At 65.1% G+C, this 24873-nt stretch carries 26 protein-coding genes; 23 read left to right on the top strand and 3 right to left on the bottom strand.

Going from position 1 to position 24873, the window contains the following annotated elements:
• Positions 1-2 precede the first annotated feature (2 nt).
• The 7 genes from HZR81_RS20655 (at position 3) to HZR81_RS20625 (ending at position 5287) form a co-directional block, all read left to right on the top strand.
• Positions 3-350 carry a DUF4389 domain-containing protein gene (locus HZR81_RS20655; protein WP_049339644.1) on the top strand — a complete coding sequence of 116 codons (348 nt, stop codon included), beginning with the start codon at positions 3-5 and terminating at the stop codon, positions 348-350.
• A complete protein-coding gene (gene sixA, locus HZR81_RS20650; RefSeq protein WP_125868987.1) occupies positions 347-805 on the top strand; it encodes a phosphohistidine phosphatase SixA in 459 nt (152 codons plus the stop codon). The genes HZR81_RS20655 and sixA overlap by 4 nt, the downstream gene beginning before the upstream one ends.
• Positions 806-875: 70 nt before the next feature.
• On the top strand, positions 876-1307 hold the full coding sequence (locus HZR81_RS20645; RefSeq protein ID WP_049339648.1) for a hotdog fold thioesterase: 432 nt from the start codon (positions 876-878) through the stop codon (positions 1305-1307).
• Between the two features lie 131 nt (positions 1308-1438).
• Entirely contained in the window at positions 1439-2251 is an 813-nt protein-coding gene (locus HZR81_RS20640; RefSeq protein WP_500129113.1) for an alpha/beta fold hydrolase, read from the top strand.
• Positions 2248-3105, top strand: a complete 858-nt coding sequence (locus HZR81_RS20635; protein WP_476477882.1) for an alpha/beta hydrolase — start codon at positions 2248-2250, stop codon at positions 3103-3105. Before HZR81_RS20640 ends, HZR81_RS20635 begins: the two co-directional genes overlap by 4 nt.
• A gap of 196 nt (positions 3106-3301) precedes the next feature.
• Positions 3302-4105 carry a DUF4892 domain-containing protein gene (locus HZR81_RS20630; protein ID WP_200629910.1) on the top strand — a complete coding sequence of 268 codons (804 nt, stop codon included), beginning with the start codon at positions 3302-3304 and terminating at the stop codon, positions 4103-4105.
• An 87-nt stretch (positions 4106-4192) separates the two neighbouring features.
• The gene (locus HZR81_RS20625; protein WP_500129112.1) at positions 4193-5287 is read left to right on the top strand and encodes an AI-2E family transporter; all 1095 of its coding nucleotides are present in this window, start codon (positions 4193-4195) and stop codon (positions 5285-5287) included.
• Between the two features lie 13 nt (positions 5288-5300).
• Here HZR81_RS20625 and HZR81_RS20620 read toward each other — a convergent pair whose 3' ends face one another.
• A complete protein-coding gene (locus tag HZR81_RS20620) occupies positions 5301-6287 on the bottom strand; it encodes a patatin-like phospholipase family protein (RefSeq protein WP_500129111.1) in 987 nt (328 codons plus the stop codon).
• A gap of 121 nt (positions 6288-6408) precedes the next feature.
• Between HZR81_RS20620 and selD the strand changes: the two genes are divergently transcribed.
• The 7 genes from selD (at position 6409) to HZR81_RS20585 (ending at position 13958) form a co-directional block, all read left to right on the top strand.
• Positions 6409-7443, top strand: a complete 1035-nt coding sequence (gene selD, locus HZR81_RS20615; RefSeq protein WP_253749429.1) for a selenide, water dikinase SelD — start codon at positions 6409-6411, stop codon at positions 7441-7443.
• Positions 7443-8549: a tRNA 2-selenouridine(34) synthase MnmH gene (mnmH, locus tag HZR81_RS20610; protein ID WP_084903266.1), complete on the top strand. Its 1107-nt coding sequence runs from the start codon at positions 7443-7445 to the stop codon at positions 8547-8549. The genes selD and mnmH overlap by 1 nt, the downstream gene beginning before the upstream one ends.
• A gap of 28 nt (positions 8550-8577) precedes the next feature.
• Entirely contained in the window at positions 8578-8856 is a 279-nt protein-coding gene (locus tag HZR81_RS20605; RefSeq protein ID WP_011913049.1) for a hypothetical protein, read from the top strand.
• Between the two features lie 270 nt (positions 8857-9126).
• Complete coding sequence (locus HZR81_RS20600; RefSeq protein ID WP_102841263.1) at positions 9127-10044, top strand: AAA family ATPase; 918 nt, start codon at positions 9127-9129, stop codon at positions 10042-10044.
• Positions 10045-10078: 34 nt separating this feature from the next.
• On the top strand, positions 10079-11041 hold the full coding sequence (locus HZR81_RS20595; protein WP_500129110.1) for a DUF58 domain-containing protein: 963 nt from the start codon (positions 10079-10081) through the stop codon (positions 11039-11041).
• Positions 11038-13038, top strand: a complete 2001-nt coding sequence (locus HZR81_RS20590) for a transglutaminase TgpA family protein (protein ID WP_500129109.1) — start codon at positions 11038-11040, stop codon at positions 13036-13038. Before HZR81_RS20595 ends, HZR81_RS20590 begins: the two co-directional genes overlap by 4 nt.
• Positions 13039-13160: 122 nt before the next feature.
• On the top strand, positions 13161-13958 hold the full coding sequence (locus HZR81_RS20585; RefSeq protein ID WP_063543307.1) for an acyl-CoA thioesterase: 798 nt from the start codon (positions 13161-13163) through the stop codon (positions 13956-13958).
• A 60-nt stretch (positions 13959-14018) separates the two neighbouring features.
• On the opposite strand, the gene HZR81_RS20580 is transcribed toward HZR81_RS20585, so the two are convergent.
• Positions 14019-14471: a hypothetical protein gene (locus tag HZR81_RS20580; RefSeq protein WP_500129108.1), complete on the bottom strand. Its 453-nt coding sequence runs from the start codon at positions 14469-14471 to the stop codon at positions 14019-14021.
• Positions 14437-15042: a glutaredoxin family protein gene (locus HZR81_RS20575; protein ID WP_500129107.1), complete on the bottom strand. Its 606-nt coding sequence runs from the start codon at positions 15040-15042 to the stop codon at positions 14437-14439. Before HZR81_RS20575 ends, HZR81_RS20580 begins: the two co-directional genes overlap by 35 nt.
• A 243-nt stretch (positions 15043-15285) precedes the next feature.
• Here HZR81_RS20575 and HZR81_RS20570 point away from each other — a divergent pair, with 243 nt between their 5' ends.
• The 9 genes from HZR81_RS20570 to HZR81_RS20530 all read left to right on the top strand — a co-directional run bounded on the left by HZR81_RS20570 (position 15286) and on the right by HZR81_RS20530 (position 24222).
• Positions 15286-15741: an ATPase gene (locus HZR81_RS20570; protein ID WP_500129106.1), complete on the top strand. Its 456-nt coding sequence runs from the start codon at positions 15286-15288 to the stop codon at positions 15739-15741.
• 60 nt (positions 15742-15801) lie between these two features.
• Positions 15802-16239: a YqaA family protein gene (locus HZR81_RS20565; protein ID WP_500129105.1), complete on the top strand. Its 438-nt coding sequence runs from the start codon at positions 15802-15804 to the stop codon at positions 16237-16239.
• Between the two features lie 67 nt (positions 16240-16306).
• On the top strand, positions 16307-17365 hold the full coding sequence (locus HZR81_RS20560; protein WP_500129104.1) for an AraC family transcriptional regulator: 1059 nt from the start codon (positions 16307-16309) through the stop codon (positions 17363-17365).
• 279 nt (positions 17366-17644) lie between these two features.
• Positions 17645-18412 (top strand): SDR family NAD(P)-dependent oxidoreductase, encoded by a 768-nt coding sequence (locus HZR81_RS20555; protein ID WP_267932721.1) that lies wholly within the window; start codon positions 17645-17647, stop codon positions 18410-18412.
• Positions 18413-18423: 11 nt separating this feature from the next.
• Entirely contained in the window at positions 18424-19608 is a 1185-nt protein-coding gene (locus tag HZR81_RS20550; protein ID WP_020306197.1) for an acetyl-CoA C-acyltransferase, read from the top strand.
• Between the two features lie 10 nt (positions 19609-19618).
• The gene (locus tag HZR81_RS20545) at positions 19619-20758 is read left to right on the top strand and encodes an acyl-CoA dehydrogenase (protein WP_500129103.1); all 1140 of its coding nucleotides are present in this window, start codon (positions 19619-19621) and stop codon (positions 20756-20758) included.
• A gap of 142 nt (positions 20759-20900) precedes the next feature.
• Positions 20901-22505, top strand: coding sequence for a long-chain fatty acid--CoA ligase (locus tag HZR81_RS20540; protein ID WP_500129114.1), 1605 nt, complete (start codon positions 20901-20903; stop codon positions 22503-22505).
• Between the two features lie 73 nt (positions 22506-22578).
• Positions 22579-23661 carry a CaiB/BaiF CoA transferase family protein gene (locus HZR81_RS20535; protein ID WP_500129102.1) on the top strand — a complete coding sequence of 361 codons (1083 nt, stop codon included), beginning with the start codon at positions 22579-22581 and terminating at the stop codon, positions 23659-23661.
• Positions 23662-24003: 342 nt separating this feature from the next.
• Positions 24004-24222, top strand: a complete 219-nt coding sequence (locus HZR81_RS20530) for a hypothetical protein (RefSeq protein WP_019407593.1) — start codon at positions 24004-24006, stop codon at positions 24220-24222.
• The last annotated feature ends 651 nt before the right edge of the window (positions 24223-24873 follow it).

Below are 24873 nucleotides of genomic sequence, written 5' to 3'. Positions count from 1 at the left end.
CCATGAACCAATCCAATCAGGCGACGGACCGGGAATCCTTGATTCTACGAGCCGTCTGGATGCTGATCTTCTTCTTCGTCTGGCAACTGGCCGAACTGGTGCTGCTGGTCGTGGTGGTCCTGCAGCTGGTGCTGCGTCTGGTCAAGGGGCACCCGGACGCCAGTCTGCAGGGCTTCGGTGACAGCCTCAGTCAGTACGTTGCGCAGATCGGACGCTTCGCTACTTTCAATACCGAGCAAAAGCCCTGGCCGCTGTCCGACTGGCCGGCGCCGAGACCGGCTGACGTCGAGCTGACACCGCCGGCACCTCCCGCCGCGCCGGAGCAGCCGAAGGAGGGGCCGGCACCATGAGGCTGTGGTTGTTGCGTCATGGTCACGCCGAGCCGAACGCGCGCACCGATGCCGAGCGCAATCTGACCGAGGGTGGGCGTCGAGATGTCCGGCGCAGTGCCACCTTTCTGCGAGGCAAACCGCTGCAGACGATCCTTGTGAGCCCGTACCGGCGCGCGCAGCAGACTGCGGACGAGGTCTGCGCGGCGCTGGGCTTCAGCGGCCGGCGCGAAACCGTGGACTGGGCCACGCCCGAGTCGGATCTGCAGGAGGCCCTGAGAGCGCTCGATTCGCGTGGCGAGCACGATCTGCTCCTGGTCACCCACCAGCCCTTCGTCGGCAACCTGGCCGGTTGGCTGGTCAACGGCCACTACGGCGATCCGCTGCCGATGGCAACTGCATCGCTGGCGGAGCTCGAAGGCGAGGCGATCGCCGGCGGGCTGATGCGACTGGTATCGCTGCACGACGTTGGTTAGGGTTGCTGCTGCTCACCTCGCCGCTCCGTGTGAGGTGAGCCAACGACAATAACCATCAGGAGCACGTCCCTTGAGCATCTGGCACCGTCAGCCCGACCTGGAAGCACTGCATAGCACGCGCAAGAACACCATTAGCGAATTGCTGGATATCCGCTTCGAATCGTTCGACGAGTCATCGATCACGGCAAGCATGCCGGTCGATGCCCGCACCCATCAGCCTTACGGCCTTTTGCATGGTGGTGCTTCGGTCGTCCTGGCCGAGACCCTCGGTTCCATGGCCAGTTATCACTGCATCGATACCAGCAAGTTCTACTGCGTCGGGCTCGAGGTGAACGCCAATCATCTGCGCGGCTTGCGCAGCGGTCGCGTCACAGGTGTGTGCCGACCGGTGCATCTAGGGCGCTCCACGCACGTCTGGGATATCCGCCTGAGTGGTGAGGACGGCAAGCCCAGCTGCATTTCCCGGCTGACCGTCGCAATCGTGCCGCTGGAAAGGAACTGAGCACGCGGCGGGTCGCCATTGCGGCCTGCTGATTGGCCTGAATGCCCTTCATTCGGCAGGACTATGGCGATTGCTGCCTGCCGGGGCCTGCCGGACAATGGCGATCCAGTCCGTCCGGCAACACTTTCTTCATGACGCAACGCATCTTCTTCGCCCACGCCAACGGCTTTCCTTCTGCGACCTATCGCAAGCTGTTCGAGGCGCTCGCGCCGGAATATCAGGTCACGCACATGGATCGTCACGGTCACGATCCGCGCTTTCCGGTGGATGACAACTGGAACAACCTGCTCGAGGAATTGTTCGAGCAACTCGAGCGTCTGCGCGAGCCGGTCTGGGGCGTGGGCCATTCCTTCGGCGGCATGCTGCACTACCGCGCCGCATTGTTGCGGCCCGACTTCTATCACGGGGTGGTCATGCTCGATTCACCGTTGCCGACCTGGTTCGACCAGACCGTCATCTGGGCCGCCAAGCGCCTGGGCTTCATCGACCGACTGACCCCGGCTGGCCGTACGCTTGGACGTCGCGAGCAGTTTTCCAGCGCCGAGGAAGCGCGTGCCTACTTCGCCGGCAAGGCTTTGTTCAGCAGCTTCGACCCGGAATGTCTCGAAGCCTATATCGAACATGGGCTGGAGCCGACAGGGCAGGGAATGCGCCTGCGCTTCGATCCGCAGACCGAAATCAGCATCTACCGCAGCGTGCCGCATCTCACGCCGGGCTGGCCGCCGGCACTGAGGATTCCACTGGCCATGGTGCGTGGCCGCGAAAGCCGCGTGGTGCTGCCGCATCACGGCTACCTGCTGCGGCTGATGGCGCGTGGCGAAGCGCATACGCTACCCGGTGGGCACATGTTCCCGTTCGAGCGGCCGCAGCAGACCGCCGAGAAATTGCGCGAGCTGCTCGGCCGCTGGGGTGCGCAGCTGGAGCTATCCAAGGGGGCGGCATGAGTGTCCTGTTCGAAGAGGTCCGACTGAGCCTGCCTCACCTCGAGGTGGCGGCCCACCTGTACGGGCCTGAAGATGGTCAGCCAGTGATTGCCTTGCACGGCTGGCTGGACAACGCGGCGACCTTCACCCGGCTTGCGCCGCGCTTGCAGGGGCTGCGCATCGTTGCGCTCGATTTGCCAGGTCACGGCCATTCCGACCATCGTCCGGTCGGGGCCAGTTACAACATCTGGGACTATGCCCACGACGTGCTGCAAGTCGCCGAGCAGTTCGGCTGGAAGCGTTTCTCCCTGCTCGGACATTCCATGGGGGCGATCGTCTCGGTCCTGCTGGCCGGTGCGTTGCCCGAGCGGATCGAGCGGCTGGCCTTGATCGATGGCGTGATTCCCTACACCGGCGAAGCGGACGAAGCACCGCAGAAGCTGGGTGCGGCGATCGAGGCGCTGCTGGCGGTAGATGACAAACGCAAGCCGGTTTATGCCACCTTTGATCAGGCCGTTGCTGCGCGTATGAAAGGCGTTGGTGCGGTCAGTCACGAGGCCGCGCAGCTATTGGCTCAGCGCGGGTTGATGCCGGTGCCGGGAGGTTACACCTGGCGCACCGATGCGCGCCTTATGTTGCCTTCGGCGATGCGCCTGACACGCGCCCACGCCCTGGCGTTCGTCGAGCGGGTGGCGTGTCCAGCCAGCCTGGTGCTGGCAGAGGGCGGGTTGATGACCCAGCCAGAGCTGCGTTCGATGGTCCAGGGGCTACCGTTCGCCGTTCGCGAACTGCCCGGCGGGCATCATCTGCATCTGGACGACGAAGCCGGCGCCGAAGCGGTCGCCTCGCTATTCAACGCGTTCTTTCAGGCGTAGCAGCTGCACACCTCTGCAATACTCTCTCGTAAAGCCTCGCTTGACTTGTTTTTGGCAAGTGGTGAGGCTGGCAACGGCGCTGGCCGGCCAGCGCGTTCATGCGGGCTGTGAGCTGATCGGTCCTCGGCCGGCGTCATTGTTCCAGACTGGCTATTCATCGATGTCAGTCTCGTGCCCATGTCCATTGAGGAGTGTTATGCGAAGTGCATGGATAGTGGCATCGTTACTGTTCGCTGGTGCAGCGGGGGCCGCCGATATACCCGGCAGTGCCGATCTGGAGGCGCTTTCCCGTTTTGCTCAGGCTCAGATCGTCGATTATCGGCAGGATCAGGTGCAGGAGCGCGTCTATCCGCAGGATTCGATCCGGCGCATCAGCGGCAAACTGCGTATGGCTGCACAAGTCACCGTTTCTGGCGAGCTTACGGCCATCACTTACCTGCTACCAGCTACGCACACCGGTATCGAAGCGTTCACCCAGGCCCGGGGTGAACTGTTGCGCCAGGGTGCTGAGCTGCTTTTCTGGTGCGAAGGGCGCGAATGTGGTTCCAGCAGCCTCTGGGCCAACGCCATCTTCGGCAAATCCATGCTTTACGGGCCAGAGGGCCAGCAGGCCTACCTGTTGGCGCGTTTGCCGGAGGTCGATGGCAGCCTGGTGGCGCTCTACGGTATTACCCGTGGCAATGGCCGACCTTACCTGCATGTGGAGCAGCTTCGGCCGGAACAACCGCTGGGTGAGGTATTACCTACCGCGGCGACCCTGTTGCGGCAATTGCGTAGCACCGGTGAGCTGCAATTGCCTCGTCTTGCCGATGAGCCGACGGCAGAGTGGGGCGGCATCCTGGCCAGCATGTTGCGCCTGGACAGCACCATGCGCATCAGCCTAGCCGGACGCGGTGCGGTAGCCTGGCGCGAGGCGCTGATCGTCGAACGCATTCGCCCCGGACGGCTCGAGGTGGATGATTCCGAGCAGGCCGGCCTGCTCATCAGGCTATTGCGCTGATCGGTCATTGCGGCTGCAATAGCCGACTTTACCGACGCATCCGCAAACGAGAGGACGCGTCGGCTCTAATCTCTAGAGTAACTTCCCATGCTCAACAATGATCGCCTGCTTGTGCAGATCCTGCTGGTCGGCTTGCTGGCGGCCTGCCTCTGGGTGCTGGCTCCATTTGCTTCCGCCTTGTTCTGGGCTGCCGTGCTGGCTTTCGCCAGCTGGCCGCTGATGCGCCTGCTGACCCGCTGGCTGAACGGTAACGCCACGCTTGCCGCTGGCTTGCTCACCTTCAGCTGGATGGTGCTGGTGGCCGTGCCGCTGGTATGGCTGGGTTTCAATATCGCCGACCAGATTCGTGATGCCAACGCGCTGTTGCATGACCTGCAGGTTGAGGGACTGCCGCCAGCGCCAGACTGGCTCGGTGAGTTGCCGTTGATCGGCGATTCGCTGGTGAGCTTCTGGGACACGGTAGACGAGCAGGGAACTGCGCTGATCGCCAGCATTCGCCCCTACATCGGTCAGGTCGCCAACTGGCTGCTGGTGCGCAGTGCGCGAATCGGCGGCGGCATGCTCGAATTGGCACTGAGCCTGGTGCTGGTGTTCTTCTTCTATCGCGACGGCCCGCGCCTGTCGGCCTTCGTGCACAGTCTGCTGCACCGGCTGATCGGTGATCGCGCGGATCATTACCTCGAGTTAGTGGCCGGAACGGTGCAGCGCGTGGTCAACGGGGTGATCGGGACCGCCGCGGCGCAGGCGATTTTGGCCTACGTCGGTTTTCTCATCGCCGGCATCCCTGGTGCGCTGGTACTGGGGCTGCTGACCTTCGCCTGCAGTTTCATCATGGTACCCCCGCTGATCTGGGGGCCGGCAGTCGCCTGGCTGGCCTGGCAGGGCGACTACGGCATGGCGGTGTTCCTCGGCATCTGGGGCATGTTCGTCATCAGCGGCGTGGACAACGTGCTCAAGCCCTATCTCATCAGCCGGGGCGGCAACCTGCCGCTGGTGGTGGTGCTGCTCGGGGTATTCGGCGGCATCCTAGCCTTCGGCTTCATGGGACTGTTCCTCGGTCCGACGCTACTCGCGGTCGCCTACAGTCTGCTCGGCGACTGGCTGATCAAGGAGGTGCCGAAGATGCCGACCCACGAGTCGACACAGCTGCCAGGCGAGTCGCGCGAATCGATCGGCCCATAGCGACGGGGCGCGTTCACTGCTCCTCTTCGTAGCGCACCAGCGCGTCGTGGGCGACGATGCGTCCGAGCTCGATCAGCTCGAGCGCCTTGTAGAACTCGTAGAAGCGGCAGGCCCGCTTGGGGATGTTGACCAGCACGTTCGGCGGGTAGCCGGCGATCTTGTACTGCGCCAGGGATGACTGCATGACATCGAAACTCTGGTTGATCAGCTCCAGCAGCGACGCCGGCCCGGTCACGTCGACCACGGTCGCGCCTTCTGCGGATTTCGGAGCGCTGCGGCTGGTCGGCGCTGCGGGCGGCTGATCGCCGCGCAGCAACTCGCCGGTGCGGATGTCGTCGAGTTCGGCCAGGGCAGTCTCCTCCTTGCGCCAGAAGGGCAGGTGCGAACTGATCGAACTCATGATCGTGTCGAAGCGTCCGGGGCGCTCGATCTCCGGCAGCGGGTACTGCTTGTGGTTGTTGGCGTTGAGGTTGACCGCGATGATCATGTCGCAGTGCGCCGACACCACCGGGACGATGGGCAGAGGATTGAGCAGGCCGCCGTCGACCAGCATGCGGTTACCCTGCATCACCGGGGTGAACAGGCTGGGAATGGCGGCGGAGGCGCGCATCGCCAGCTCCAGGCTGCCTTCCTGGAACCAGATTTCCTGCTGGTTGGTGAGGTCGGTGGCAACGGCGGTGAAGGGGATCGGCAGGTCCTCGATGCAGACCTTGCCGACCATGTCGCGGATGCGCCCGAAGACCTTTTCGCCGCGGATCGCCCCGAGGCTGAAACTGGGGTCGACCAGGCGCAGCAGATCCAGGTAATCCAGGCTTTCGATCCAGCTCTTGTACTCGTCGAGCTTGCCGGCCGCGTAGATGCCGCCGACCACAGCGCCCATGGAACAGCCGGCGATGCAGGCGATCTCGTAGCCACGTGCTTCCAGCTCCTCGATCACGCCGATGTGCGCATAGCCCCGCGCACCGCCGGATCCCAATACCAGTGCAACCTTCTTGCTCATGCGGTTCTCCCTGTGGCATTGGCGATAGCTTCATGCCTGGCCGCCGAGCCTGCAAGGGCGAATGCGTGGCTGCCTTTGCTACAATCGCCGCCCGTTTGTGCACGTGTCACGAGAGAGTCCGATGAGCGAACCGATCCGCCTCACCCAGTACAGTCACGGCGCCGGCTGCGGCTGCAAGATATCGCCCAAGGTGCTGGACGTGATTCTTGCCGGCAGCGGTGCGCAGAATCTCGATCCGCGTCTGTGGGTCGGCAACGCCTCGCGCGATGACGCGGCGGTCTATGGCATCGACGAGGAGCGCGGTGTGGTATCGACCACCGACTTCTTCATGCCCATCGTCGATGATCCCTTCGACTTCGGCCGGATTGCCGCCACCAATGCCATCAGCGACATCTATGCCATGGGCGGCGACCCGCTGATGGCCATCGCGATCCTCGGTTGGCCGGTCAACGTGCTGCCGCCGGAAGTCGCCCGCGAAGTGATCGCCGGGGGCCGTGCCGTCTGCGATGCCGCCGGTATTCCGCTGGCCGGCGGGCACTCGATCGATGCGCCCGAGCCGATCTTCGGGCTGGCCGTCACCGGCCTGGTGAACAAGCGCCAGATGAAGCGTAACGACACCGCTACCGCCGGCTGCAAGCTGTACCTGACCAAGCCGCTGGGCATCGGCATCCTCACCACCGCCGAGAAGAAGGCCAAGCTGCGCGCCGAGGACGTTGGATTGGCCCGCGATTGGATGTGCACGCTGAACACCGCCGGCAGCCGTTTCGGCAAGCTCGAGGGCGTACGCGCCATGACCGACGTCACCGGCTTCGGTCTGCTCGGTCATCTGGTGGAGATGGCCGATGGCAGCGGCCTGACCGCCGAGATCGAGTACGACCGCGTACCGCGCCTGCCCGGCATCGAGTACTACCTGGAGCAGGGCTGCGTGCCCGGCGGGACCCAGCGCAACTTCGATAGCTACGGTGAGCGCATCGCCACGCTCGACGAGCGCCACAAACCTCTGCTTTGCGATCCGCAGACCAGTGGCGGGCTGTTGGTCGCCGTGGCGCCGGAGGGCGAGGCGGAGTTCCTCGCGGCCTGTGCCGAGCTCGGCCTTGCGCTGGAGCCGATCGGCCAGCTGGTCGCCGCACGTAGCCACGCGGTCGAGGTACGTTGATGCGCGGCGACACGGAGAATTATCGCGAGCTGTTCCTCAACGACGTTCCCATGATGGATGCCCGTGCGCCGGTGGAGTTCGGCAAGGGGGCCTTTCCCGGCGTGGTCAATCTGCCGCTGATGAATGATGTGGAGCGGCAGAAGGTCGGCACCTGCTACAAGCAGCACGGCCAGAAAGCCGCCATCGAGATGGGCCATCAGCTGGTCTCCGGCAAGACCAAGGCCGAGCGGCTGCAGGCCTGGGCCGATTTCGCCCGCGCCCACCCGGACGGTTACCTGTACTGCTTCCGAGGTGGTTTGCGTTCGAAGATCGTCCAGCAATGGTTGAAGGACGAGATGGGCATCGACTATCCGCGCGTGGTTGGCGGTTACAAGGCGATGCGTCACTTCCTGCTCGACACCATTGAGCAGGCGGTGGAGCAGTGCGAGTTCGTGCTGGTGGGCGGCATGACCGGGACCGGCAAGACCGAGGTGCTGGCCCAGCTGGGCAACAGCCTGGACCTCGAAGGGCTGGCCAATCACCGCGGCTCCAGCTTCGGCAAGCGCGCCACGCCGCAGCCCTCGCAGATCGATTTTGAGAACGCCCTGGCGATCCGCCTGCTGAAGATGCGTGCAGCGGGGATCGAAAGCTTCGTGCTCGAGGACGAGGCGCGTCTGGTCGGGCGCTGCTCCATCCCGCTGCCGCTGTTCCAGGGCATGCAGCAGTTTCCGTTGATCTGGCTGGAAGACAGCCTGCAAGGCCGGGTCGAGCGCATCCTCAAGGACTACGTGATCGACCTGTGCGCCGAGTTCATCGCCGAACAGGGTGAGAACGGTTTCGCTGCATTCGCTGAGCGTCTTCAGCAAAGTCTGGTCAATATCAACAAGCGGCTCGGCGGGGAGCGTTATCAGCGCCTGGCGCTGCTGATGGATCAGGCGTTGGCGGAGCAGGCCCGCAGCGGTGCGGTCGATCTGCATCGCGCCTGGATCGAGGCGCTGCTGGGCGAATACTACGACCCGATGTACGCCTACCAGCGCGAAAGCAAGGCCGAGCGGATCGAGTTCGCCGGTGACCAGCCGTCCGTGGTCGAGTATCTGCGTAACCGTAAGGCGCGCAACGCGCCGTAACCCTGAATGGCACATGAGGGATGATGCGATGAAAACCTGGCTGACTTTGCCTTTGCTGGTTGTGCTGCTGGCCGGTTGTGCTGGCAAGACCGCGTACCGTGATAGCTGTGCCGCGGAGCTGGATGCCGCATGGAAGGAGCAGAGCCTGGCGGAAGCCGAAGGCTTTGCCGGCACCGTGAGCTATTCCAAGGCCATGGCGTTGCTGACCGGCGCCAAGACCCAGCAGCAGTTCGAAGCCTTCCGCGGTTGCACGCAGAAGGCGCAGAAGGCGCGCTTCTATCTGCGCGAATCCCGCGCCGGACGCTGAGCTCCAACATAGGCCGGCCCGCTCGGGCCGGCTATGCTTGCGCAAGCAGGCCCGGCCGTTCCAGACCTGCAACTGGCTGAAGCAGTGGCCACTGCTCTGCGCATGACTCTCCCACCCCTAGCATTCCTTCGGCATCGCTTGCCGTTGTGCTGAGCACACAGTTGCACACCTTCCGGCTGCATATCACAAAGTCGTCACCGGGCGTTTCCAGCGCTTTGCCTGGCTGCTTGCGGCAAGTAGCATCGCTGGAGGACGAACCAAGGAGAGTCTATGCGCACCCGATTGGACGCCTGCCTGCAAGCAGTCAATGAAGTATTGCTCGGCAAGGAGGCGCAGGTCCGGCTGGCCATGGCCTGCCTGCTGGCCCGCGGTCACCTGCTGGTGGAGGACATGCCCGGGATGGGCAAGACCACCCTGAGTCATGCCCTGGCCAAGGTGCTGGGCCTGGAATTCCAGCGCATCCAGTTCACCTCCGACCTGCTGCCTGGCGACATTCTCGGCACTTCGGTGTTCGACAAGGACAGCGGACAGTTCGTCTTTCATCCCGGGCCGATCTTCGCTGAGCTGGTGCTCGCCGACGAGATAAATCGCGCCACGCCGAAAAGCCAGAGCGCGCTGCTCGAAGCCATGGAGGAGGGCCAGGTCACCATCGAAGGGGCGACGCGCCCGTTGCCCGAGCCGTTCTTCGTCATCGCCACGCAGAACCCGGTGAGCTCTGGCGGCACCTTCGCGTTGCCGGAATCGCAGCTTGATCGCTTCCTGATGCGCGTCTCCCTGGGCTACCCCGCCAAGGCGGCGGAAAAATCGCTGTTGCTGGGTGAATCCCGGCGCGATCTGCTGACCCGACTCGAGCCATTGCTGCAGCACGACGAACTGCGGGCAATCCAGGATGCGGTCGGCCATGTGCGGGTCAGCGATGCCCTTGTCGATTACGTGCTGCGTCTGGTGGAGGCCACGCGCACTCAGCCGCAGTTCGCCTGGGGGCTGTCGCCGCGCGGCAGCCTGGCCTTGCTGGCGGCCGCCCGCGCCTGGGCCTTCCTCGACGGACGCGACTACGTGATTCCGGAGGATGTGCAGGCGGTGCTGCCCACCGTGGTCGGCCACCGGCTGCGCGAGCGCGCGGATGCCACCGGTCACGGCGGTGGTGCGCTGGTGCAATGGCTGCTGCGCGAGGTGCCGGCGCTGTGAGGCAGCTGTCCGCCCCGTACTGCGGGCGTCCGGCGTGAGGCTGCTGCCGCGCTTTCGCGACCGCTGGCTGCTGCGGCGCATACCGCCGGCTTCCAGCGTGCGGCTGAACCAGCGGCGAATCTTCATCATGCCGACGGCGGTGGGACTGATGTTCATGGTGGCGCTGCTGCTGATGCTGCTTACCGCGATCAACTACCAGAACAGCCTGGCCTATGGGCTGACATTCCTGCTCGGCTCCCTCTATCTGGTCACCATCCTGCACACCTGGCGCAACCTGGCCGGGCTGGTGCTGCAGGCCGGCGGCACCACCGCGGCGTTCGTCGGTGAGCAGGCCTTGCTGCGCGTCCGCCTGGAGAGCCAGGGACGCGCCTATCAAGCCGTTGCGCTGGGCTGGCCGGCGAGCGGGCTGCGCCTGGTCGACGTTCCGGCCGGAGGCACCGTGGAAGTCGAACTGAGCCTGCCGACCCGCCGCCGCGGTTGGTTGCGACCGGGCCGGGTGCGGGTGGAGAGCCGTTTCCCGCTGGGGCTGCTGGTGGCCTGGAGCTGGATCGACCTGGAGCTGGCCGCGCTGGTCTACCCGCAGCCGTCGGCAGCCGAGCGGCCCCAGGGCGGCAGCGCGCCGGAGAGCGAGGATGAAGGCGTGCTGACGCGGGGCTCGGGCGTCGACGACTATCAGGGCCTGCGCGCCTGGCAGCCGGGCGATCCGCGTCGACGCCTGCACTGGAAGGCCTATTCGCGCGGCCAGGGCCTGCTGGTCAAGGATTTCGCCAGCCTGCTCGGTAACGATCCGCTGCTGGATTTCGACGCGCTTTCCGGCGATACCGAGCAACGACTGTCGGTGCTCTGCCACTGGGTCATCGACCTCAGCGAAAAGCAGCAGCCGTTCGCGCTGCGGCTGCCGGCCGGCTTGTTCGGCCCGGACAGCGGCCAGGCGCATCGAGATGCCTGCCTGCGTGCGTTGGCGCTGCACGGCCTGGCTGATGGGGGCGGTGCATGAGTGCGAAGCCGGGTATTCCACGCAACAGCCTGATCTGGCTGCTGGTGGCGCAGGTGCTGGTGATCCTGCCGCATCTCACCCATCTGCCGCTGTGGATCATCGGCCTGTGGCTGGGCTGCGCCGGCTGGCGAATCCAGATCTTCCGCATGCGCGCGCGTTACCCGCGCAGCTGGACCAAGGCGCTGCTGATGATCGGCGCGGGATTCGGCGTGTACTTCTCCCGCGGCAGCCTGGTTGGGCTCGAGGCCGGAGTGGTGCTGCTGATTGCCGCATTCATCCTCAAGCTGGTGGAGATGAGTACCCGCCGCGATGCGCTGGTGCTGATCTTTCTCGGCTTCTTCGCGGTGGTGACCAGCTACCTGTTCGAGGACAGCCTGCTCGCCGGGCTCTACAGCCTCCTTCCGGTCACTGCATTGCTCGCCGCGATGATCGGCCTGCAGCAGAGCAGCCTGGTGACGCGGCCGTGGCCGACCGTGCGGCTGGCCGGCGCGCTGCTGTTGCAGGCCGTGCCACTGATGCTGGTGCTGTTTCTGTTCTTTCCCCGCCTGCCACCGCTGTGGTCGCTGCCGCAGGCCGGTGACAGGGGTACGACCGGACTGGCCGACCACATGGCGCCTGGCGATATCGCGCGGTTGGGGCGCTCGGCGGAACTGGCCTTTCGTGTCAGCTTCGACGGCGAGATCCCCCCTCGCGACCAGCTCTACTGGCGCGCGGTGACCTTCGAGCGTTTCGATGGCCGGCGCTGGTCGCAGTCCTACGCATCCAACGTGCCGCAGGCACCGGAGTGGCAGGCGCTGGGCGAGCCGCTCAGCTACAGCGTGGTCATGCAGCCCAGCGGCCAGCCCTGGCTGTTCGCCCTGGACGTCGCGCAGGTGGCGTCGGGCGGGGCACAACTGATGACCGATTTCCACCTGCAGCGCCGCCAGCCGGTGACCAAGCCGCTGATGTACCAGGTGACATCCTGGCTGGACGCCCGCCGTGAGGCCACCGATGCGCCGGAGAGCCTTGTCCGGGCGCTGCAGTTGCCGGAGCAGGGCAACCCGCGCAGCCGCGCCTGGGCGGCCGAGCTCAGGCGTAGCGCACAGGAGCCGCAGGCAGTGGTGGATGCACTGCTGCGGCATTTCAATCGCGAGCCCTATCACTACACCCTGGAACCACCGCCGGTGGGCAGCGATATCGTCGATGACTTCCTGTTCCAGACCCGCAGCGGTTTCTGTGCCCACTATGCCGGCGCCATGACCTTCGTACTGCGCGCGGCGGGCATCCCGGCGCGCGTGGTGGCCGGCTACCAGGGCGGCGAGGTCAATCCTGCAGGCAACTACCTTTCGGTGCATCAGTTCGATGCCCATGCCTGGGTCGAATACTGGGTCGCCGAGCGCGGTTGGGTCAGTGTCGACCCGACTTTCCAGGTGGCGCCCGAGCGCGTCGAGCAGGGGCTGGAGCAGGCCCTGGCCCGCGAGCAGAGCTTTCTCGCCGACGAGCCGCTGTCGCTGCTGCGGTTCCGCGACGTCGGCTGGATGAACACGTTGCGGCTGCGCTGGGACAGCCTCAACTATGGCTGGCAGCGCTGGGTCCTCAATTATCAGGATGAGCAGCAGTCGCAGATGCTGCAGCGCTGGTTCGGCAAGCTCGACGGCCAGGCGCTCGGTCTGGGCCTGGTCGCCGTGCTCGGGCTGCTGACCGGAATACTGGCGCTCGTGCTGTTCAAACCCTGGCGGCGGGAAAAGGATGTTCAGCAGCGCCAGTTCGATCGCTTCGAACGCCTGCTGGCGCGCCAGGGCATTCGCCGCTTCAAAGGCGAGGGCGCGCGCAGCTTCGCCGAGCGGGCTGCCGCCGAGATGCCCGAACAGGCGCCAGCCATTCGCGCCTTCGTCAGGCTGTACGAGGCACAGCGCTATGCGCAGCAGCCCGGAGCGGGGGACGAACTGTCGCGTGCCCTGACCACTGTCCGACGTGCCATGCCCTGGCGTCTCGCTGCCCGGTCGCGGCGTTCCTGACATTCGTTCATTGCCGGCATGGATGATTCGGCATTTCATGCGGCCGCTTCTGCCAGGCAGGCTCGCACCCTCTCCGGCGCCCCTTTAACATCGCTCGCATAACGAACGATAACGAGGTGGATATGGAGCTTTGCGAGCTGCTGCAAGCGGTGCGTGACAATCCCGAAAGCGTGGTCGTGCCGGCCAGTTGGGGGCAGGGGCGTGCGGGTTTCGGCGGCCTGGTCGCAGCGCTGGTCTTCGAGAGCATGCGTGCCAAGGTGCCGGAGGGGCGCCCGCTGCGCTCGCTGGCGATCACCTTCGTCGGTCCGCTGGCAGTGGACAAGCCCGCAAGCTATGAGGCCGAAGTGCTGCGTGAGGGCAAGGCGGTGAGCCAGATGCTCGGCCGGGTGATGCAGGACGGCCAGGTGGTCACCATCGTTCAGGGCAGCTTTGGCGCGCCGCGTAGCTCGGTGATCGATGTGCCGGCCGAGCCCGGTCCGTCCATGCCGCCAGTGGAAGCCTGCCAGGAGCTGCCCTACGTACCGGGCGTGACGCCGGAGTTCACCCGCTACCTGGCGATGCGCTGGGGCATCGGTGGCTTGCCGTTCAGCGGCAACGCTTCCCGCCAGATGGGCGGCTGGGTGCGCCAGCGTGGCGATGTTCCTCGCGAGCCGATGACCGAGGCGCACCTGCTGGCGCTGGTGGATGCCTGGCCGCCCGCCGTGCTGCCGCACCTCAAGAGCTTCGCGCCGGGCAGCTCGCTGACCTGGACCATCGAGTTCATCCAGCCGATGCCCGTGCTCGACAGCCATGAATGGTGCATGTACCGCGCCGAGATCGAGCATGCCCGCGACGGTTACGGCCATTGCGCCGCCGCGCTGTGGTCGCCATCCGGCGAGCTGATCGCCCTGAGCCGGCAGACGGTGACGGTGTTCGGCTGAGGCCGTGCCGCCGGGCGGCGGTGTCTGGATGAAGCAGATGTGCCGCCCACTCGCAGGCTGCTAGCGCAACCATTCCGGCCGCAGCAGCATGACGATTCCCAACACCAGCATTACCGCGCCGCTGACCAGCTTCAGCGTCGCGCCGGATCGTTGCGTGAGCTTGTGGCTGCTCAATGCGAGCACCGCGACGGTTACCATCAGCGCGTCGTCGGCGATATAGCCAAGGATGTAGAGCCCGAGATAGGCATGATGGGCCAGCGCGCCCAGTTGCTGCTGTGCCAGTATGGCGGTGTAGATCGCTGGCAGCCCGGCGGTGCACAGCAGCTCGACGAAATTGACCACTAAAGCCAGCGCCGCGACGCCGCCGAGAGCGGGCCATAGCGATTGGCTCTGCAGAATCCGACGCATCCGTGCATAGAGCCCGGGTTTGGCGCCGGCCGGTATCGACAGCGCAAAGCCGCCGGCAGGCCGCAGGCCGTCACGCAGATTGATGAGGCCGATAAGCACCGCCAACAGTGCCAACCCAGCGAGCAACCAGGACGACAGGCCGACCAGCAGGAACAGGTTCAGCCAGGCGGCCATGAACAGGTAGTACACCGCGCCGCTGACCAGCACGAAGGTGCCGGCGATCAGCGCCATGCGCAAGGGTGAAAAGCGGCAGGCCCAGACGTTCCAGGCTGAGGTCGCCGAACAGCCTGCTCTCCAATGTGGTGGGTTGCGGCACCGATTGTTCGAGCAGCGCGATCAGCTGCGCGCCGCTGTGCTCGGCATCATCGAAGCCGACCAGCAGACGCTCGCCGATCACGAAGGTTGGAACTGCCGGTGGCCAGCTACCTGCTTCACGAGATAGTCGCAGCAAGTCGGCGCGGGCCGAGGGGTCACGGTCCACCTCGCGGAGGCGAATCTCCAGCTGGGGGTGACGTTCGGCCAGTTCGACGAGAAAATCCTTGGCCGCGCTGCAGTGCGGACAGCCGTCGCGTACGAACACTTCCAGCACCGGCGGGTTGGCCAAGGCATAGGTCGGAGCCGCTGTGCCCAACAGGAATAACAGAAGGCTGCGCAGCAAGATCTGGAACATGAGCATGCATCCATGAATCCCGCCGCTGGTGGCGAGCGGGGCTGCTGATGAAGGCCAGATCGTCGGTCGTGCGGGTCCGCTCGGCAATGATCTGTAGCAAGGTTGGGCGCTGCTGCGGGTCGCGCCGAGACAGGCTGAGCTAATCTCTTAACCAGGGTCATGGCAAAGAGCCTGAGCCGTGGACAGACTCGAGCGACAGCAGGCCGACCGGCGCCGTGCTGTTTGCCGCCACACAGGGGAGACTTGGCGATGAAGATCGAGCGATTCGAAGACCTGATCGACTGGACACGCGATACCCATGCCATGCTCGCCCGCTGCATGGCTCGTTGTTCCGACAAGCACGAAGAGACCCGTGCCAAGTGGCTGCTGGTCTACATCGCCGATCACGAGCGAGCGCTGGCCGAAACGGTCGACAAGATCGAGAAACATGCCGATCCGAAAGCGCTGCACACCTGGATCTACGATTACCTGACGCGCAATCCGGTGCTGCGCAACCAGGCCTGCAAAGCCTACGACACCATGAGCGTGGAGGAGATATCGCTGGATATCTTCACCATCCACAACCAGGTCATCGACCTCTACCGCTCCCTCGCGCGTCGGGCCGAGATCGACGGTGCGCGCAACCTGGCCGAGGACCTGCTGCAGCTCGAGGAGCACGAGACGATGCGCCTGGCGCGCCAGGTCAGCCGCATTCACGAGATGTAAGCGCAGACGCGTTTCGAGCATACTGCCGCACCACTCAGAGACTGCTTTACGGGGCGGTGGATGTTCGAGCTTTCCGGCTATCTCGGCCTGTTCCTGGCAGCCTTCGGCGCTGCGACCCTGCTGCCCATGCAGTCCGAAGCCGTGCTGGCCGGGCTGCTGCTGAGCGAACGCTATGCCGCATGGGAGCTGGTGGCGCTGGCGAGCCTGGGCAACGTGCTGGGCTCGCTGGCGAACTGGCTGCTCGGCCGTTATGTCGAGCACTTTCGTCACAAGCGCTGGTTTCCGGTCAATGAGCGTCAGCTGGCGAGGGCGCAAGCCAGCTATCACCGCTACGGCCGCTGGACCCTGCTGCTCAGTTGGGTGCCGATCATCGGCGATCCGCTGACCCTGGTGGCCGGGGTGATGCGCGAGCCGCTGTGGAGCTTCCTGCTGATCGTCAGCCTGGCCAAGACCGGTCGTTATCTGATGGTAATGGCGCTCACCCTCGGCTGGATGTGAGGCGAGGGCTGACAGACGCGGCGGCCTGGCCGATCATGGCGGGCATCGATGGAGGAAGCCGAGCCGCATGATCACCGAGGCGCAATTGAAGGCTGACAAGGCGGTCACCGCCAGCCGCGACAGTATCAGCGTGCGGCTGGTGGTCGAGGCTCTGCGGGGCTTCCTGCAACCGGGGCTGACCGCCGAGCAGCTGCTGGAACAGATCGGTCTCGACCCCGGCTGCCTGCGAAACCCCGATGGGCGCATGGACGTGCGCGACTATTCGCAGCTCTGGCTGCGTCTGGCACGGCGCTTCGATGACGAGTTCTTCGGCATGGACCCGCGACGCCTGCGCTCGGGCAGCTTCGTCTTTCTCAGCCGCAGTTGCATGCAGCAGCCGACGCTGGAGAAGGCTCTGGTGCATGCGCTGGAATTTCTCAGCCTGGGTCTGGAAAACCTGCGCGGCAAGCTGATCCGTAGCCAGAGTCTTGCCGAAGTGGTGTTGCGCGAGCGCAACGCCGAGCCGGCCCGGGCGTTCTGCTACTTCACCTACTGGATGCTGCTGCACGGGCTGGCCTGCTGGCTTGTGGGGCGGCGCATTCCCTTGCTGGCGGTGGAGCTGCGCTGCGCCGAGCCGGAGTACACCGACGACTACCGGGTCATGTTCTCCGACAACCTGCGCTTCGCGCGTCCCTCGACGCGCATCATCTTCGCTGCCGAGGTGCTCGATCTGCCGATCCGTCGCAGCGAGGCGGAACTGCGCAGTTTCCTTGCCGAGGCGCCGGCCAACATTCTGGTGCGCTACCGGGACCATTCCAGCCTGGCCAGTCGCATCAAGCAGCACCTGCGAAGCCTCCCCGCCGAGCGCTGGCCGGACAGCGAGACACTGGCGCAGGCACTGTGCATGTCGGCCTCGACGCTGCGTCGCCGTCTGGCAGAAGCGGGGCAGCCTTACCAGGCCATCAAGGACGGCCTGCGTCAGGAAATGGCCACCGAGTGGCTGGCCGACGCCAACGTCAGCTATGGCGAGATCGCCGAGCGACTGGGGTTTGCCGACGTCAGCTCGTTCTACAAGGCCTTTCGCAAGTGGACGGGTATCAATCCGGGCCACTACCGCAACCTCATTCTCGCGCCGGCTCGCGGCTGACCATGCGTTTGGGGGGCTGAAGCCCACCCTGCAAGCCCCGAGCGCCGCGCCTGCACGATGCTTCAGCTCACCATACGCAGCTGAACTCCGCACTTGTAGGGTGGGCTTCAGCCCACCAGCTCTTCTGCCCACAGTCCTCTGGGGCAGACCTGTAATCGCTTTTTGCCATTGGCCAAAACGGTCAGGCAGGTTGAATAGATCGACCATTGCCGCCCGCCCGTCGCTGTCCAAAGATGATCCCGGCTTCGAACCCCATAACAACAAGCACGGGAGAACGCCATGCGGATTCAGGACAATGTATTCCTTATCACCGGCGGCGCGTCCGGCCTCGGCGCCGCAGCGGCGCAGGCGCTGGTCGAGGCGGGCGGCAAGGTGGTTCTGGTCGATCTCGACGAAACGGCCGCACAGGCCACTGCCCACGCGCTGGGCGCGAACGCGTTCAGTGTGGTCGCCGACATCCGCGACGAGACGGCCGCCCGCCATGCTGTCAGCGCTGCGCGCGAGCACTTCGGTGCGCTGCACGGGCTGGTCAACTGCGCCGGCGTCGCCGGCGGCGAAAAGGTCCTCGGCCGCAACGGGCCGCACAGTCTGGACAGCTTCAGCCGCATCGTCGGCATCAACCTGATCGGCAGCTTCAACATGCTGCGGCTGGCCGCCGAGGCGATGGCCGAGAACGCGCCGGACGAAGGCGGCGAGCGTGGCGCGATCATCAATACGGCCTCGATCGCCGCCTTCGATGGGCAGATCGGCCAGACCGCCTATGCCGCGTCCAAGGGCGGTGTGGTCAGCCTGACATTGCCGGCCGCCCGCGAGCTGGCGCGCTTCGGCATCCGGGTAATGACCATCGCCCCCGGCGTATTCGAGACGCCGATGATGGCCGGCATGACCCAGGAAATCCGCGACTCGCTGGCTGCCGGCGTGCCATTCCCGCCACGTCTGGGGCATCCGGCCGAATACGCCGCGCTGGTGCGGCACATCTTCGAGAACAGCATGCTCAACGGCGAGGTGATCCGCCTCGACGGTGCCTTGCGCATGGCCGCCAAATGAAGGAAGTAGAGATGAAAGATGATCCGATTGTAATCGTCAGCAGCGCACGCACGCCCATGGGCGGCTTTCAGGGCGACCTGCAGGGCATGACCGCCTGGCAACTCGGCGCTGCCGCCATCCGCGCCACGGTGGAACGCAGCGGGCTGCCGGCCGAGAACGTGCAGGACGTGCTGATGGGCTGTGTGCTACCTGCCGGCCAGGGGCAGGCACCGGCACGGCAGGCGGCATTGAGCGCCGGACTGACCCGCGCCACCACCTGCACCACGGTGAACAAGATGTGCGGTTCGGGCATGCAGACGGTGATCATGGCCCACGATCAGCTGCTCGCCGGCAGCGCCGATATCGTTGTCGCTGGCGGCATGGAAAGCATGAGCAACGCACCGTACCTGCTCGACCGCGCCCGCGGGGGCTACCGCATGGGCCACGGCCGGGTACTCGACCACATGTTCCTCGATGGCCTGGAAGATTCGTTCGACAAAGGCCGGCTGATGGGCACTTTCGCCGAGGAATGCGCCGACACCTTCGGCTTCAGCCGCGAGCAGCAGGACGGCTACGCGCTGGAATCGCTGCGCCGCGCCCAGTCGGCCATAGCCGAGGGGCGTTTCGCCGAGGAGATCGTCACGCTGGAGGTCACCCAGGGTAAACAGCAGCGGCAGATTCGTGACGACGAGCAGCCGCCCAAGGCGATGCCGGAGAAGATTCCCAGCCTCAAACCGGCCTTCCGCGAGGGCGGCACGGTGACCGCGGCCAATTCCAGTTCGATCTCCGACGGCGCCGCTGCGCTGCTACTGATGCGCCGCTCCGAGGCCGAGCGCTGGGGCCTGCAGCCGCAGGCGGTGATCCACGGTCACGCGGCCTACGCCGATGCGCCGAATCTGTTCACCACCGCGCCGATCGGGGCGATCCGCAAGCTGATGGAGCGCACTGGTTGGGCGGTCGAGGAGGTCGATCTGTTCGAGATCAACGAGGCCTTCGCCGTGGTTGCCATGGCCGCCATGCGCGAGCTGGGCCTGGACCACGCCAAGGTCAACGTCAACGGTGGCGCCTGTGCGCTCGGGCATCCCATCGGTGCTTCGGGCGCGCGAATCCTGGTGACGCTGCTTTCGGCTTTGCGCGCCCGTGGCCTGCGCCGCGGCGTGGCGGCGATCTGCATCGGCGGCGGCGAAGCCACCGCCATGGCCGTCGAACTGGTCTGAGGAGGCGCCCATGTTGCCCAATGAGGATCAATGCGCGATCGCCGAGATGGCCCGGCAGTTCGCCCGGGAGCGCTTGAAGCCCTTCGCCGAACAGTGGAGCCGCGAGCACCGTTACCCGGCCGAGGCGATCGGCGAGATGTCTGCGCTCGGCTTCTTCGGCATGCTGGTGCCGGAGCAGTGGGGTGGCAGCGACACGGGCTACCTGGCCTATGCCATGGCGCTGGAGGAGATCGCCGCCGGTGACGGCGCCTGCTCGACCATCATGAGCGTGCACAACTCGGTGGGTTGCGTGCCCATCCTGCGTTTCGGCAACGACCAGCAGAAGCGCGATTTCCTTGGCCCGCTGGCGCGCGGCGAGCAGATCGGTGCCTTTGCCCTCACCGAGCCTCAGGCCGGCTCCGATGCCAGCAGCCTGCGCACCCGCGCCCGGCGCGACGGCGATCACTACGTGCTCAATGGTGCCAAGCAGTTCATCACGTCCGGCAAGCATGCCGGCACGGTGATCGTTTTCGCCGTCACCGATCCGGACGCCGGCAAGCGCGGTATCAGTGCCTTTATTGTGCCGACCGACAGCCCGGGTTATCAGGTGGTGCGGGTCGAGGACAAGCTCGGCCAGCATGCCTCGGACACCTGCCAGATTGCCTTCGAGGATCTGCGCGTGCCGGCGGCCAACCGGCTGGGCGAGGAGGGCGAGGGCTACCGCATCGCCCTGGCCAACCTGGAGGGCGGCCGCATCGGCATCGCCGCCCAGGCGGTGGGCATGGCCCGCGCCGCCTTCGAAGCGGCGCGCGACTACGCCAGGGAGCGCGAAACCTTCGGCAAGCCGATCGTCGAGCACCAGGCGGTGGCCTTCCGCCTGGCCGACATGGCCACGCAGATCGCTGTGGCACGGCAGATGGTCCATCACGCTGCGGCGCTGCGCGAGGCCGGACGGCCGGCATTGGTGGAGGCCTCGATGGCCAAGCTGTTCGCCTCGGAGATGGCGGAAAGGGTCTGCTCGGCAGCGATCCAGACCCTGGGTGGCTACGGCTACCTGTCCGACTTCCCGGTGGAGCGCATCTACCGCGACGTACGGGTTTGCCAGATCTACGAAGGCACCAGCGACATCCAGCGCCTGGTCATCTCCCGCAACCTCGGAGGATCTGACTGAGCACCGCTGCGCCGCCCGCGTGCCTGAGGCGGCCAAACGAAGAACCATGCCGGTAGAACGCCGTTTCCTTCGACCGGCACGTCGACAATAAAAACAAGATAGAGGTAGGAAACATGCAACCAGGTTTGATGCAGAACGCCCCCTGCTGATCAGCGGCATCCTCACCCACGCCGCCCGTGCCCACGGCGACCGCGAAATCGTCTCGCGGCTGGTCGATGAACCCCTCTGGCGCTACGACTACGCCGGCCTTGCGAACCGCGCCGCGCAGGCGGCCAGTATGCTGCGTTCGCTGGGCATCGGCCCCGGCGACTGCGTGTCGTCGCTGGCCTGGAACACCCATCGTCATTACGAACTGTTCTTCGCCGTACCCGGCATCGGCGCGGTGCTGCACACCGCCAATCCGCGGCTGTCGGATGAGCAGATCGTGTACACCATCAACCATGCCGGCAGCCAGGTGCTGCTGTTCGACAGCAGCTTCGCCGCCTACGTCGCCCGTCTGCGGCCGCAGCTGAGCAATATCCGGCATTTCATCGAACTGGCCGCGCAGCCTTCGTCCGGCCTCGAAGGGGTGATGGGCTACGAGCAGCTGATCGCCGTCGAACAGCCGCTCGCCTGGCCGCAGTTCGACGAGAACGCTGGTGCGGTGCTCTGCTACACCTCCGGCACCACCGGCGACCCCAAGGGCGTGCTCTACAGCCACCGCTCGGTAGTGCTGCACGCCATGGCGGCGGGGCTTTCCGGTGCGTTCGGACTGTCCGCCTTCGACTGCATCATGCCCTGTTCGTCGCTCTATCACGGCACCGCCTGGGGCCTGCCGTTCGCTGCGGCGATCAATGGCTGCAAGTTCGTCCTGCCGTGCGACAAGATGGACGGCGCCAGCCTGCAGGAGCTGATCAAGAGCGAGGGCGTTACCCTGTCCGGCGGCGTGCCGACCATCTGGACGATGTACCTCGCGCATCTGGAGCGCAGCGGCGAGGATTCGGGCAGCCTGGCACGGCTGGTGATTGGCGGTTCCGCCGTACCGCGGGCCATGGCCGAGACGTTCCAGACCAAGTATGGCGTGGCGGTCTGCCAGCTGTGGGGCATGACCGAGACCAGCCCCCTGGGCGTCGTGGCGACGCCGACGCCCAAGCTGGCCGAACGCGGCCAGCAGGCCACCAACGACACCATCTGGTCGCGCCAGGGGCGGTTGCAGTTCGGCATTGAGCTGAAAGTAGTGGACGAGCAGGGCAACGAGCTGCCCGGTGATGGTGTCAGCTCCGGCAGCCTCAAGGTGCGCGGGCCGTGGACGGTGGAACGTTACTACCGCAGCGAGAAAAGCGCGCTGGATGCCGAAGGATGGTTCGACACCGGCGACATCGCCACGCTGGATGCCGATGGCTTCATGCGCATCACCGATCGCAGCAAGGATGTGATCAAGTCCGGTGGCGAATGGGTCAGCTCCATCGATATCGAGAACGTGGCCGCGGCCTGCCCGGGCGTGAAGGTGGCGGCAGTGGTAGGGGTGTTCCACCCGAAATGGGAGGAGCGCCCGCTATTGGTGGTCGAGCCGCACAGCGATGCCGAGATCACGGTGGAGCAAATCCTCGCCCACCTGGAGCCGAACATCGTCAAGTGGTGGATGCCTGACGCGGTGATCTTCGACGCGGTGCCGCTCACCGCCACCGGCAAGATCGACAAGAAGGTCCTGCGCGAGCGTTATCGCAATCATCTGGTCGAGAACCAGCCCAGCGTCGTCAACCAGTAACGCCTGTCAACGGACGCGCTCTGCGCTTCGCACGGGGCGCGTCCGCGCGCGTGTGTATTGAGGAGATCGACCCATGAACGAACATGACGATACCCGTAGCGGACCGCTGTGCGGGCTGCGCGTGCTGGAATTCGCCGGCATCGGCCCCGGTCCGCATTGCGCCATGCTGTTGGCCGACATGGGCGCCGAGGTGCTGCGTATCGAGCGCGAAGGTGGCAATGGCTGGCCGAACCCGGTGGTCGATCGTGGACGCAAGACGCTGACCCTCGACATCCGCAGTGTGGCTGGGCGAGAGCGCTGCCTGGCGCTGGCCGCGGACGCCGACGTGCTGATCGAAGGCTTCCGCCCCGGGGTGATGGAGCGGCTGGGGCTGGGGCCGGACGAGCTGCTGGAGCGCAATCCGCGGCTGATCTACGGGCGCATGACCGGCTGGGGGCAGAGCGGCCCGCTGGCGAAGGCCGCTGGGCACGATATCAACTACATCGCGCTGACCGGCGCGTTGGCGGCGATCCGTGGCGACAGCGGGCCGGCCATCCCTCCGCTGAATCTGGTCGGTGATTTCGGTGGCGGCTCGCTCTACCTCGCCGTCGGCATTCTCGCCGCATTGTGGGAGCGCGAGCGCTCAGGGCAGGGGCAGGTGATCGATGCGGCCATCGTCGACGGCGTGTCGTCGCTGATGACGTTCTTCGCCGGCTTGCTGCCGAGTGGGCGGATCGACCTGCAGCGTGAGCGCAATCCGCTGGGTGGAGCGGCGCCGAACTACCGGTGCTACCGCTGCGCGGACGGTCGCGAAATCGCCATCGGCCCGCTGGAACCGCAGTTCTGGCGCGAGCTGCTGGAGCGCATGGACGCACCGGAGGCGCTGTGGGCGGGCTGTGCTGCTCCGGCCGAGTGGCCTGCGCAGGGCGAGTTGCTGGAGCGGCTGTTCGCGACCCGCACCCAAGCCGAGTGGTGTGCCTTGCTGGAGGGCAGCGACGCCTGTTTCGCGCCCGTGCTGGAACTGGTCGATGCGCCGCAGCATCCCCATCTGCGCCAGCGCGGGGTCTATCAGGAGCTCGATGGGATGGTGCAGGCGGCGCCGGCGCCGCGGTTTTCACGAACGCCAGGCAAGGCGCGGCGGACGCTCAGATGCGAGCCGGAAGCAGGGTGGGATTGACCGGATGGCCAGCGGCGAATCACTACCGATGGCTAAGCGCCAAGCAGCTGCATCGTGTAGGCGACCAAAAGGACAAGTTCTTTTTCTCCAGTCCGCGTTTCGTCTGATGATCAATGCGAGATCGGCGTTTATTGGACAGTTAGTCAAGAAAACGATTCCCACATATATAACGTTGATGTCGGTGCACAGTAAGAAGTAATGAACTGGATACGACCAAGGTCTCGACTGGGCGCTGGAACAGGCGTTGTAGACGTGCCGCACGTCGGTTGAAGTTGCACGGCTGGGTCAGCGGACTACTATCAAAACCGAGGCTTATTACAACAAAAACGGGGAGTCAAACGTATGAATAACAATGCCGAACAACAAGTAGTTGCACTTGAATTGTGCCGTTTCCTTGCTCACTGTCTCGCCGCGATCGTTGTTGTGGGGATGCTTTTCGTGGGACTGGTGGAAACCTGGCACGCGGCCTTCAACATTGGTGTCGCTCCACTGCTGGCCATCGCACTCTGCGATTATCTGGCCAGATCCAAGGAAACTGCTGTTCTGACAGCAGACGCCTGATACGACCCAGGCGCTAACCAGCCGAAGAACCTACCTATGCCAATCGAGCGACCGACACCCTGACGGTGACTACTGTCGGGGTGTCCTGCATTGCGCGTTCGAAGCTGCCGCAGCTGTTACTGGAAACCCATCCAAAGGTGTTACTCCTTCCGTACGGTGTAACGGTTCGCTGAGGCGGGCGGTAACGAAAGGGCGTTTCGGCATCCTGCTACGATTGGCTGATTTCAGCTAACCTATTGAAAAATAAGCATATCGTGAAACTGGCACGGGGAATGCTTTCCTATGGGCACAACAAAAACAAGAAAGCACACCCCATAACAAGAACAACACGTAGCGACTCCGACACAATAAAAACAAGCAGGTGGGAGACGTAGCAAACTGATTCTTTTGGAGAGGAATTGCCCGACAGGTTTCCTGTCGACCGGACCGATAACAACAAAACTGCCCTGAGGCAGCTCCAGAACCGGTTGAGCCCGTGAGGGTAGTGGCAACATCAGCGACCAAAATAATCCGTTTGTTCTTTGTGTCCCGAATGGGACTGCTACTCGGACAATGTCCGACCGGGCTGCCAACAAAAACAACAAGCCCGTCAGCAGAAGAAGAACAAAGCAACACGACCTGAAGGGGAGCCTAGCGGCTCCCCTTTTTATT

The sequence above is a fragment of the Pseudomonas sp. LM13 genome, assembly GCF_041381355.1.
Classification (GTDB): domain Bacteria; phylum Pseudomonadota; class Gammaproteobacteria; order Pseudomonadales; family Pseudomonadaceae; genus Stutzerimonas; species Stutzerimonas frequens.
The sequence above is the reverse complement of the archived record's forward strand: the minus strand, read 5'-3'. Positions and strand labels throughout refer to the sequence as shown.

Coding starts and splice junctions, on each gene's coding strand:
- HZR81_RS20655 (WP_049339644.1), top strand. CDS start 3: ATGAACCAATCCAATCAGGCGACGGACCGGGAATCCTTGATTCTACGA.
- sixA (WP_125868987.1), top strand. CDS start 347: ATGAGGCTGTGGTTGTTGCGTCATGGTCACGCCGAGCCGAACGCGCGC.
- HZR81_RS20640 (WP_500129113.1), top strand. CDS start 1,439: ATGACGCAACGCATCTTCTTCGCCCACGCCAACGGCTTTCCTTCTGCG.
- HZR81_RS20635 (WP_476477882.1), top strand. CDS start 2,248: ATGAGTGTCCTGTTCGAAGAGGTCCGACTGAGCCTGCCTCACCTCGAG.
- HZR81_RS20630 (WP_200629910.1), top strand. CDS start 3,302: ATGCGAAGTGCATGGATAGTGGCATCGTTACTGTTCGCTGGTGCAGCG.
- HZR81_RS20625 (WP_500129112.1), top strand. CDS start 4,193: ATGCTCAACAATGATCGCCTGCTTGTGCAGATCCTGCTGGTCGGCTTG.
- HZR81_RS20620 (WP_500129111.1), bottom strand. CDS start 6,287: ATGAGCAAGAAGGTTGCACTGGTATTGGGATCCGGCGGTGCGCGGGGC.
- selD (WP_253749429.1), top strand. CDS start 6,409: ATGAGCGAACCGATCCGCCTCACCCAGTACAGTCACGGCGCCGGCTGC.
- mnmH (WP_084903266.1), top strand. CDS start 7,443: ATGCGCGGCGACACGGAGAATTATCGCGAGCTGTTCCTCAACGACGTT.
- HZR81_RS20605 (WP_011913049.1), top strand. CDS start 8,578: ATGAAAACCTGGCTGACTTTGCCTTTGCTGGTTGTGCTGCTGGCCGGT.
- HZR81_RS20600 (WP_102841263.1), top strand. CDS start 9,127: ATGCGCACCCGATTGGACGCCTGCCTGCAAGCAGTCAATGAAGTATTG.
- HZR81_RS20590 (WP_500129109.1), top strand. CDS start 11,038: ATGAGTGCGAAGCCGGGTATTCCACGCAACAGCCTGATCTGGCTGCTG.
- HZR81_RS20585 (WP_063543307.1), top strand. CDS start 13,161: ATGGAGCTTTGCGAGCTGCTGCAAGCGGTGCGTGACAATCCCGAAAGC.
- HZR81_RS20575 (WP_500129107.1), bottom strand. CDS start 15,042: ATGCTCATGTTCCAGATCTTGCTGCGCAGCCTTCTGTTATTCCTGTTG.
- HZR81_RS20570 (WP_500129106.1), top strand. CDS start 15,286: ATGAAGATCGAGCGATTCGAAGACCTGATCGACTGGACACGCGATACC.
- HZR81_RS20565 (WP_500129105.1), top strand. CDS start 15,802: ATGTTCGAGCTTTCCGGCTATCTCGGCCTGTTCCTGGCAGCCTTCGGC.
- HZR81_RS20560 (WP_500129104.1), top strand. CDS start 16,307: ATGATCACCGAGGCGCAATTGAAGGCTGACAAGGCGGTCACCGCCAGC.
- HZR81_RS20555 (WP_267932721.1), top strand. CDS start 17,645: ATGCGGATTCAGGACAATGTATTCCTTATCACCGGCGGCGCGTCCGGC.
- HZR81_RS20550 (WP_020306197.1), top strand. CDS start 18,424: ATGAAAGATGATCCGATTGTAATCGTCAGCAGCGCACGCACGCCCATG.
- HZR81_RS20545 (WP_500129103.1), top strand. CDS start 19,619: ATGTTGCCCAATGAGGATCAATGCGCGATCGCCGAGATGGCCCGGCAG.
- HZR81_RS20535 (WP_500129102.1), top strand. CDS start 22,579: ATGAACGAACATGACGATACCCGTAGCGGACCGCTGTGCGGGCTGCGC.
- HZR81_RS20530 (WP_019407593.1), top strand. CDS start 24,004: ATGAATAACAATGCCGAACAACAAGTAGTTGCACTTGAATTGTGCCGT.